We start from the raw sequence: 9569 nt of genomic DNA on the forward strand, positions 1-9569 counted from the left end.
CGACGGGGTCAGTCCGTGATGGTGGGCGGCGCGGCCAGGAGCGGCCGCAGCTCGAGCCACTCGTGGATCGGCTCGCCGCCCGCGCCCGGGGCGGCCGACAGCTCCCCGGCCAGCTCGACGGCGCGTTCGTGGCTGTCCACGTCGATCACCATCCAGCCGGCGATGAGGTCCTTGGTCTCGGCGAACGGGCCGTCGGTCACCGGCGGGCGGCCCTCGCCGTCGTAGCGGACCCAGGTGCCCTCGGGGGCGAGTGCCTGGCCGTCGACGAACTCCCCGGTCCGCTCGAGGCGGGCCGCGAAGTCGTGCATGTACTGGACGTGCGCCGAGATCTCCTGCGGGGTCCACCGGTCCATCGGGACGTCGTTGGCCGGGGCCGGGGCGCCGCGGTAGTGCTTGAGCAGCAGGTACTTGGCCATGGTGTCTCTCCTCGGTGCTGATGCGACCCATTGTGGTCACGTTCACCACTGGGACGGCGCCGGTCCCGGGTTCTCGACACACCCGCCGGAATTTTCTCGGCCGGGATGCCGCAGCCTTCGTCGGGATGCCGGAGCGTGCCACCGACCGGCCCGCCGGGGTGGCCGGGGGCGGCGGGTCAGTCGGTGACGAGCTGCAGGAACGGCGCGAAGGCCGGGTGTTCCCGGCCGTCCAGGTCGACGGCGAGCCCGGGGCGGCCGGACGGCTGCCACAGCGCCAGCGAGAGCGGGCCCGGGACGCCCGCGACGGCCGCGGTCACGTCCAGGCCGATCCAGTCGGCGGTGGTGGAGATCGCGCCGCTGCCGAGCGCCGGGCCGAGGGCCGGGGAGCGGTTCCAGGTGACGGCCGTCTCCGTCCAGCCGCCGGAGGCCGCGAAGCACTGCAGCGCGGTCTGCGTCCCGTCGGTGTCCGCGACCGCGCCGTGCACCCAGAGCACCGCCCGCCGCACCTCGCCCGCGAGGGCCGGCACGTCGAAGCCGAACAGCGCCCGCCGGTCGAAGCCGCTGCCGGGGGTGCCGGTGCTCTTCACGGTCAGGGTGGTGGCGGTGCCGTAGTTGCTGTCGCCGTACGGGCCGTCCCGCAGGTACGCGTCCCGCGCCGCGGGGACCAGCACCACCCGGGCCGGCGGTGCGGCGGAGCCGGCCGTGCGCAGCGTGACGGTCCGGGAGGCACCCTGCGCGCCGCCGGTCTCGACCAGCAGGGTCACGGCCTCGCCGAGCCCGAGCACGCTCACCCCCGGCCCCGGCTCGGCGCTGCGCCAGCCGGACCGGGCGACGGTGACGTGGACGGTGGCGGCGGTCCTGGACGGGTCGCAGACGGTCACCGTCAGCGTCCCGTCCCGCTCCCGCAGCAGCACCGAGGACGGCGCCGACACGGTGATCGGACCGGCCGTCCCGGCGGCGAAGAAGTTGGCCGCCGTCACGCCCGAGGTGGAATCCGAAACGGCTTGCACCGAGGCCGAGTTGGCGAGCACGGTGACGGTCGGCGCGGCCGACCGGGCGGCCGCCGCGGCGGCGTCCGCGCCCGGCATCAGCTGGTAGTGGTAGCCCGCCCCGGCCGGGTCGGTGCCGTGGTCGATCCACAGCGTCAGATAGTGCCGGGTGAGCGGATCGGTGGCGCCGCCGCCGTTGATGTCGTGCCAGCTGCCGGTCCGGGCCTCGCGCAGCGCGTCCACCGCGGCGCCGTCCGGGAACAGGTAGGCGCCGGCCCCGGCCAGCGCCATCCAGCGCGCCGCCGGGAAGCGGTCACCGCGCCCCGGCGTGCCGGGCTGCGTCACGCCGTCCACGGTCAGCGCGGGGGTCCCGGCGGCGCCGAGATTGCGGTTGTCGACCACGGTCCGCACCGCGGCCCCGTCGGCGCAGGAGATCCCGGCCCCCAGGCAGACCACCGCATCGTCCAGCAGGAACCACGATGTGCGGCCGCGCAGGGTGGAGGACAGCCCGCGCAGGTCCTGCCCGACGGCCGCGTACGTGCCGTCGCAGGCGCCGCCCGCCCACAGCGAGTCGGGCCGGGCCTCGCCCCAGGCCCCGCCCTCGGCGTCCGCCAGGTGCTTGGCGGAGACGGTGGTGCCGGGCAGCCGGTACGGGTCCACGGTGGGCCAGAAGGCGTCCGAGTACTGGCCGTTGCCGAAGGAGGAACCCCACCAGGAGAGCATCCCGCTGTTGCTGTGCCAGCCGCGCAGGTGCTCGCCGTTCCCGGTCTCGTAGAACGAGGTACGGGCCGAGCACAGGCTCAGCGAGGCCGCCCAGCCGGCCCGGCGGACCACCGCACGGTCCATCCCGAACACCACCGCCCCGGCCGGCTCCGGCGAGCCGGTCACCGACCGGTCGGCCAACAGGCGCTCGGCCCGGGCGAGTTCGGGCACGTCGAGATAGCCGTCGGCCAGGTACGGACGGTACCCGTCCCGGGCGATCCAGCCCTTCACCATCGCCCGCCAGCCGGCCGACTGCCCGGCCGGGGCCGCGCCCGAGTCCGCGAGGCGCAGGATGTGGCTCATCAGCGCGTGCCCACGGGTGTGGTCGTCCTGCTGGAGGTGGCGCTGGTCCGAGCTCTGCGAGCCCCGGCTGACCGCCCGCCCGGCGACCGCGTCCATGGCCAGCCCGTTGAACACGAACGGCGCGTACGCGCGGGTCACCGCGTCGAAGACGTTCTGCCGCAGCGGGTCCGTCACCTCCCAGGGCGAACCCGCCAGCAGCCCCAGCAGCCTGCTCAGCCCGCCCAGCAGCACCTCGCCGTACGAGCCGGTGTACGGCACCGAGGTGTGCTGCACGAACGAGCCGTCCGCGTACAGGCCGTCCCCGGCCAGCACGTACGGGAAGACCGGCGACAGCGCGGCGGAGGCGGTGGCGAGCTTGGCCGCACTGCGGCCCAGCACACCGCGCACGGCCAGTACCCGGCACAGGTCGACCCGGTTGGCGCCGGTGCTGGTCTCCGCGTAGACGGCCACCTTGTCGTCCGGGACGGACCGGTCGACGGCGGCGCAGTAGGCGGCGACCTGCTCGGCCGTCAGGCGGTCGTGGAGCAGGACCACGGTGTCGAGCAGGGCCTGCGGGGCGCCGATCTGCCAGTCCCACCAGTTCCCGTACGCGGTCGCGGTGGGGGTGAAGGCGTGGGTGTGCAGGTGGTCGAGGCCGGTGGCCACGGCGGCGGCGAGCGCCGGGTCGCCGGTGTGCCCGGTGCCGGGCTGCGCCCAGGCCAGCGCCAGGGTGCGGAGCCGGACGTAGCCGGCGGTGATGTTGGCGGAGGCGGTGCCGAGCGGGAGGTCGGGCCAGAGCGTGCCGGCGGCCGGTGCCATGGTGTCCAGCGCGGCGGCGGCCCGGGTGCCGAGGGCGGTGAGGGCCCGGTCGTAGGGCGCGGCGGTGGCGTCGAAACCGGTGCCGGTGAGCAGCTCGCGCCAGCGCTGCCGCAGCGTGTCGTAGGGGTCGCCGGGGTTGTCGGCGGCCGCGTCGGTGGTGCCCTCGGTGCCGGGATCGAAGGCGCGGGCGGCCGCCCAGGACCCGGTCAGGGCCACCGCGGCGGCGCCCCCGGCCCGCAGCAGCCGGCGACGGGTCAGCGCGGGCGCGGCGCCGGGGCGGCCGGCCGGTCCGTCGGCGGCCGGGCCGGCCGCGGGGGCGGTGTCCATCGGGGCCTCCAAGCCGGGAGGACCGGGACGGGGACGGTGGCGCGGGCGGGATCGCGCCCGCCGTTCCGGTCGCGGACGACGGTAAGCGCCTTCCCTCCGCGCGTCAAAGGCCCTCGCGGCCCGTCGTCCTCGCCGCCCGTTCCGGCGGCGGCCCGGCCGACATGGCGGCGGATATGACCCCGGCTCAGCGCCGCACCGGGCTATGGTTCGCGCAGGGGTCGAGGGCAGCCGCCCACCGACCGGGAGGCCCTTCGCGGGAACGGCACTGGGGAGCATCGATGAGGTTCGGAGTAATCGGCACGGGCACCGTGGGCCGGACGCTGGCGGCGAAGCTGGTCTCGCTCGGCCACCAGGTCACGATCGGCTCCCGGACCAAGGACAACGCCGCCGCCAACGAGTGGGCCGACCGCTCCGGGCCGTACGGACACGCCGGGACCTTCGCCGAGGCGGCCGACTTCGGCGAGGTGGTGATCAATGCGACCGCGGGCACGGTCGCGCTCTCGGCGCTGCGGCTGGCCGGCGCCGGACCGCTGGCCGGCAAGGTGCTGATCGACGTCTCCAACCCGCTGGTCTTCTCCGCCACCGGCGAGGTCAGCCTGGACCCGGTCAACACCGACAGCGTCGCCGAGCAGATCCAGCGGGAGTTCCCGGACGCCCGGGTGGTCAAGGCGCTCAACACGGTCAACGCCGACGTGATGGTCGACCCGGCCCGGCTGCCCGGTACCCACAACCTGTTCATCGCCGGGGAGGACCCCGAGGCCAAGGCCGTGGTACGGGCCCTGCTGGTGGAGTTCGGCTGGCCGAGCGCCGCCGTCCTCGACCTCGGCGGCATCACGGCGGCCCGCGGCCTGGAGATGCTGATGCCGTTCTGGCTCGACCTGATGCGGCACTTCGGGCACGTCGACTTCAACTACTCGATCACCACCGCCGACTGACCGCCGCCACCCGCCACCGCGACCGACCACCCACGGGGACACCGATGACCGATCAGAGCCCACCGCCCTTCGAACCGCTCGACGAGGACTGGCGGACCGCCCTCGCGGTGGTCGCCCACCCCGACGACATGGAGTACGGCGCCGCCGCGGCCGTCGCCCGGTGGACCTCCCAGGGCAAGCGGGTGGTCTACGTGATGGTGACCAGCGGCGAGGCGGGCATCGACTCGATGGACCCCCAGGAGTGCCGCACCGTACGGGAGCAGGAGCAGATCGCCTCCGCCGCCCTGGTTGGCGTCGACACCGTCGAGTTCCTCGGGTACCCGGACGGCACGGTCGAGTACGGGCTGCCGCTGCGCCGGGACATCGCCCGCGCGGTCCGCCGGCACCGGCCGGAGATCGTGATTACCACCAACTTCCGGGACACCTACTTCGGCTCGTTCCCCAACCAGGCGGACCACATCGCCACAGGCCGGGCCACCCTGGACGCTGCCCGGGACGCCGGGAACCGCTGGGTGTTCCGCGAGCTGACCGCCGAGGGCCACCAGCCCTGGGACGGCGTCCGCCAGGTCTGGGCGGCCGCCTCGCCGCAGGCCCGGCACGCGGTGGACACCAGCGAGCACTTCGACCGCGGGGTGGCCTCGCTGGAGGCGCACGGGGCGTACCTGGCCGGGCTCGGCGGGGCGATGGCCGACGCGCGCGGCTTCCTGGACGGGATCGGCCGGGCCACGGGGGAGCGGCTCGGGGTGCGCTACGCGTCGTCCTTCGAGGTGGTACCGCTGCGCGGCTGAGCGGCGCCGGGCCGGCGGGACCGGGCGCCGGACCCGGCCCGCCCGCGCCGCAGCAGCCACCGGACCGGCAGCGCGAGCACCAGCAGACCGAGCGCGGCCAGCAGGTAGACCTGGTAGCGCACGGCCCGGTCGTACAGCGCGGCGATGTTGTCGCCCGCCAGGTAGCCGGCGCCCGCCCACACGCCGACCCACAGCACGGCGCCCGCGACGTTGGCGGCGAGGAAGCGGTGCCAGGGCATCCGCGCGGCGCCCGCCACGATGCCGTTGGCCTGCCGCAGCCCGTCCACGAACCGGGCGACCAGCACCACCTGGCTGCCGCGCCGTTCGAAGAAGTGCTCGGCGCGGGCCATCCGCGCGGGGGTGAGCCGCAGGTAGCGGCCCCAGCGCCCGACGAAGGCGGGGCCGCCGCGGCGGCCGATCAGGTAGCCGAGGCAGCCCCCGGCGACGGCCGCCAGGACGGCGATCACCGCCACGGCGGCGATGGAGAGGCGGCCGGTGCCGGCGTAGACCGCGGCCAGCACCAGGATGGTCTGGCCCGGGACGGGCACGGCGCAGTTGTCCAGGAACACCAAGAGGCCCACCGCCGGATAACCGTAGTCGTCCAGCAGCGGGGCCAGTTGGGCCAGCGGGCCGGGCAGGGAGGCGGTCATGGTCGACGGCTCCCGGCCGGCGCCGGCCGGGCGGGGACTACCGGTGTTCCAGGTGCGGTTCGATGCTGGTGTCGGGCCCGGGGTAGATCAGACCCTCGTGGCCGTCCTCGAACTGGACCAGGTACGGCGGGGCACCGTCGGCCCCCCGGACTTCGATGATTTCGCCTTGCCGGTCCTCCATGCCCACTGACCTGCTGTGGATGTGGAGCCGGTCGCCAACCATGGCCTGCATGCTGTGCTCCTGCTCTGCTCCGGGAAGTCGGACGGACTGGTGTCTTCCACTGTGCTGCGCCCGGCTGCCCGGCGCAATGGCGTGCCCCTCCGGCGTGGCGCGGGGATCGGGCCGTGCGGTGCGGCGGGGTCTGACGCGCGCGCGTCGACTTCCGGGTGTGCGCTGAATCTTGCAGACAGTCGTCCTGTTTTTGCGCACGTGTATGGACTTCCTGCATCGGCGGCTCGTAGTCTCGGCAGGCCCGGGCGGCCACGGCCGCCACCGGGTGCACCCACCCCGAGCTCTCCCCCACCGAGCCGCAAGGATGTGCAGCCGCAGATGCAGCCACCACCCCGAACCCGCGGATCCCGTACCGTCGCGGCGCTCACCGCGACCGCGCTGGGCGCCGCCGGACTGCTGACCGCCGTACTGGCCAACGCCGGGGCGGCGCACGCCGCCGGCGTTCCCGCGCTGTCGCCGCTCGCCGTGCCCGGTCGTGGCGCCACGGTCCCGTTCGTCGAGCAGGAGGCCGAGTACGCGGCCACCAACGGCACCGTCATCGGCCCCGACCGGCTCTACGGGCACCTGACCTCGGAGGCCTCCGGGCGGCAGGCCGTCACGCTGAACGCGCCCGGCCAGTACGTGGAGTTCACGTTGTCCGCGGCGGCCAACTCCATCGACTTCCGCTACAGCCTGCCGGATACTGCGGACGGCAAGGGGCGGGACGCCTCGCTCGACCTGCTGGTCAACGGCAGCAGGCTGAAGAGCGTCGACGTGACGTCCAAGTACAGCTGGTACTACGGTGGTTACCCGTTCAACAACAACCCGGGCGACACCAACCCGCACCACTTCTACGACGAGACCCGCACCCTGCTGGGCACGACCTACCCCGCCGGGACGAAGATCCGCCTCCAGGTGGCGTCCACCGCGCAGTCGCCGAGCTTCACCGTCGACCTGGCCGACTTCGAGAACGTGGCCGCGCCGATCGCCAGGCCCGCCGGGGCGCTCGACGTGGTCGCCGACTTCGGCGCCGACCCGACCGGCGCCACCGACTCCACCGCGAAGTTCCAGGCGGCGGTCGACGCCGGTCGGGCGCAGGGCAAGCCGGTCTACATCCCGCAGGGCAGCTTCACCCTCTACGACCACGTGATCGTGGACGGCGTGACGCTCACCGGCGCCGGCCCCTGGTACAGCGTGCTCGGCGGCCGGGACCCGGTGAACCGCTCGCACGCGGCCGGGATCTACGGCAAGTACGTGAACAGCGGCGGCCCGAGCCGGGGCGTCACGCTGAAGAACTTCGCGATCATCGGCGACATCCGCGAGCGGGTTGACGAGGACCAGGTCAACGCCATCGGCGGCGCGATGTCCAACTCGGTGATCGACAACCTCTGGCTCCAGCACACCAAGGTCGGCGCCTGGATGGACGGCCCGATGGACCAGCTCACCATCAGGAACAGCCGGATCCTGGACCAGACCGCCGACGGCGTGAACTTCCACACTGGCGTCACCAACTCGACCGTCACCAACACCTTCGTGCGCAACACCGGCGACGACGGCCTGGCCTCCTGGCCGCAGGACAAGCCGAACGTCAACGACAGCTTCACCCACAACACCGTGGTGCTGCCGATCCTGGCGAACAACATCGTCACCTACGGCGGCAAGGACTTCACCATCTCGGACAACGTCATGTCCGACACCATCACCAACGGCGGCGGCCTGCACATCGCCAACCGCTACCCCGGGGTGAACTCCGGCAGCGGCACCGCCGTCGCGGGCACCATCACCGCCGCCCGCAACACCCTGATCCGCACCGGCAACAGCGACTTCAACTGGAACTTCGGGGTCGGTGCCGTCTGGTTCAGCGGCCTCAACGAGCCGATCTCCGGCGCCACCGTCAACATCACCGACACCGACATCCTGGACAGCTCCTACGAGGCGATCCAGACCATCGAAGGCGCCGCCAACGGCATCAACTTCACCAACGTCACCATCAACGGCGCCGGGACCTACGCCGTCCAGGCCCAGGCCAACGCCACCATGCGGTTCACCAACGTGACCGCGAAGAACATCGCCCAGGCCGCCACCCCGGTCCACAACTGCGTCGGCACCGGCTTCGCGATCACCGACGGCGGCGGCAACTCCGGCTGGAACACCGGTTCCACCTGCACCGGCACCTGGCCCGCACCGGTCTGGACGTACGACGGCGTGCCGGGCGGCGGCCAGGGGACCTCCTCGCCCAGCCCGTCCCTGTCCAACTCCCCGTCGCCGTCACCGTCCTCCTCACCCTCGACGCCGCCGGCCTGCCCGACCACGGGCAACCTGGCGCAGGGCCGCCCGGCGACCGCGTCCAGTTCCACGCAGACCTACGGCGCGGGCAACGTGGTGGACGGCAACGCGGACTCGTACTGGGAGAGCGCCAACAACGCCTTCCCGCAGTGGGTCCAGGTCGACCTCGGCTGCCTGCAGAACCTGAGCTCGGTGACACTGAAGCTGCCGCCGGCCGCGGCCTGGGGGGCGCGCAGCGAGACGGTCGCGGTGCAGGGCTCGGCGGACGGCGCGAGCTTCGCGACGGTGGTCGGCGCGACCGCGTACGGGTTCGACCCGGCGAGCGGGAACACCGTCACGGTGAACCTGCCCGCGACCGGTGCGCGCTACCTGCGGCTGACCTTCACCGCCAACTCCGGCTGGCCCGCCGGCCAGCTCTCCGAGCTCCAGGTCTACGGCGGCACGGGGACGGGCTCGCCGTCGCCGTCCTCCTCGCCCAGCTCCTCGCCGACCACGCCGGCCTGCCCGGCCACCGGCAACCTGGCGCAGGGGCGTCCGGCGACCGCGTCCGGCTCCACGCAGACCTACGGCGCGGGCAATGTGGTGGACGGCAACGCGGACTCGTACTGGGAGAGCGCCAACAACGCCTTCCCGCAGTGGGTCCAGGTCGACCTCGGCTGCCAGGCGGCGGTCAAGCGGCTGGTCCTCGAGCTGCCGCCGGCCGCGGCCTGGGGGGCGCGCAGCGAGACGGTCGCGGTGCAGGGTTCGGCGGACGGCGTGAGCTTCGCGACGGTGGTCGGCGCGACCGCGTACGGGTTCGACCCGGCGAGCGGGAACACCGTCACGGTGAACCTGCCCGCGACCGGTGCGCGCTACCTGCGGCTGACCTTCACCGCCAACTCCGGCTGGCCCGCCGGCCAGCTCTCCGAGCTCCAGGCGTTCGGCTCGTAGCCGCACCCGCGGCCGGACGCGCCGGCGCCCCGCGCACCCTGGTCGGGTGGGCGGGGCGTCGGTGTGTCGTGCCTCGGCCTTACTTGGTGAGGCCGGCCTTGACGGAGCAGACCGGCCAGGCGCCGGGGCCCTGGGAGGCGAGGACCTTCTCGGCGACGTTGATCTGCTGGGCCT

Annotated in this window: 6 protein-coding genes and 3 pseudogenes; 4 read left to right on the forward strand and 5 right to left on the reverse strand. The window is 73.9% G+C overall.

From position 1 onward, the window contains the following. Window positions 1–8 precede the first annotated feature (8 nt). Window positions 9–416, reverse strand: a complete 408-nt coding sequence (locus tag AB0D08_RS07850; protein WP_359886917.1) for a YciI family protein — start codon at window positions 414–416, stop codon at window positions 9–11. Between the two features lie 176 nt (window positions 417–592). Next, window positions 593–3595, reverse strand: coding sequence for a polysaccharide lyase family 8 super-sandwich domain-containing protein (locus tag AB0D08_RS07855; protein WP_359886920.1), 3003 nt, complete (start codon window positions 3593–3595; stop codon window positions 593–595). Window positions 3596–3873: 278 nt separating this feature from the next. On the opposite strand from AB0D08_RS07855, the gene AB0D08_RS07860 reads away from it, so the two are divergent. Further along, complete coding sequence (locus AB0D08_RS07860; RefSeq protein ID WP_033823724.1) at window positions 3874–4530, forward strand: NAD(P)-binding domain-containing protein; 657 nt, start codon at window positions 3874–3876, stop codon at window positions 4528–4530. A gap of 44 nt (window positions 4531–4574) precedes the next feature. Continuing rightward, window positions 4575–5318 (forward strand): PIG-L deacetylase family protein, encoded by a 744-nt coding sequence (locus AB0D08_RS07865; protein WP_033823725.1) that lies wholly within the window; start codon window positions 4575–4577, stop codon window positions 5316–5318. On the opposite strand, the gene AB0D08_RS07870 is transcribed toward AB0D08_RS07865, so the two are convergent. Both AB0D08_RS07870 and AB0D08_RS07875 read right to left on the reverse strand, forming a co-directional pair. After that, window positions 5279–5968, reverse strand: a complete 690-nt coding sequence (locus AB0D08_RS07870; RefSeq protein ID WP_359886923.1) for a DedA family protein — start codon at window positions 5966–5968, stop codon at window positions 5279–5281. The genes AB0D08_RS07865 and AB0D08_RS07870 overlap by 40 nt on opposite strands. A gap of 37 nt (window positions 5969–6005) precedes the next feature. Then, window positions 6006–6200 (reverse strand): DUF1918 domain-containing protein, encoded by a 195-nt coding sequence (locus AB0D08_RS07875; protein ID WP_033823726.1) that lies wholly within the window; start codon window positions 6198–6200, stop codon window positions 6006–6008. A 318-nt stretch (window positions 6201–6518) separates the two neighbouring features. Between AB0D08_RS07875 and AB0D08_RS07880 the strand changes: the two are divergent. Next, window positions 6519–8900, forward strand: a pseudogene (locus AB0D08_RS07880) (discoidin domain-containing protein); the annotation flags it as partial. Window positions 8901–9014: 114 nt separating this feature from the next. After that, window positions 9015–9395 (forward strand): annotated as a pseudogene (locus AB0D08_RS07885) (discoidin domain-containing protein); the annotation flags it as partial. 82 nt (window positions 9396–9477) lie between these two features. Here AB0D08_RS07885 and AB0D08_RS07890 read toward each other — a convergent pair. After that, window positions 9478–9569: pseudogene (locus AB0D08_RS07890) on the reverse strand (transglycosylase family protein); the annotation flags it as partial.

Origin of the sequence: Kitasatospora sp. NPDC048540 (genome assembly GCF_040651175.1) — a bacterium.
Taxonomy (GTDB): Bacteria; Actinomycetota; Actinomycetes; order Streptomycetales; family Streptomycetaceae; genus Kitasatospora.

Excerpts from the sequence above, each read along its gene's own strand:
- AB0D08_RS07850 (WP_359886917.1), bottom strand. The coding sequence starts at position 416 with ATGGCCAAGTACCTGCTGCTCAAGCACTACCGCGGCGCCCCGGCCCCG.
- AB0D08_RS07855 (WP_359886920.1), bottom strand. The coding sequence starts at position 3,595 with ATGGACACCGCCCCCGCGGCCGGCCCGGCCGCCGACGGACCGGCCGGC.
- AB0D08_RS07860 (WP_033823724.1), top strand. The coding sequence starts at position 3,874 with ATGAGGTTCGGAGTAATCGGCACGGGCACCGTGGGCCGGACGCTGGCG.
- AB0D08_RS07865 (WP_033823725.1), top strand. The coding sequence starts at position 4,575 with ATGACCGATCAGAGCCCACCGCCCTTCGAACCGCTCGACGAGGACTGG.
- AB0D08_RS07870 (WP_359886923.1), bottom strand. The coding sequence starts at position 5,968 with ATGACCGCCTCCCTGCCCGGCCCGCTGGCCCAACTGGCCCCGCTGCTG.
- AB0D08_RS07875 (WP_033823726.1), bottom strand. The coding sequence starts at position 6,200 with ATGCAGGCCATGGTTGGCGACCGGCTCCACATCCACAGCAGGTCAGTG.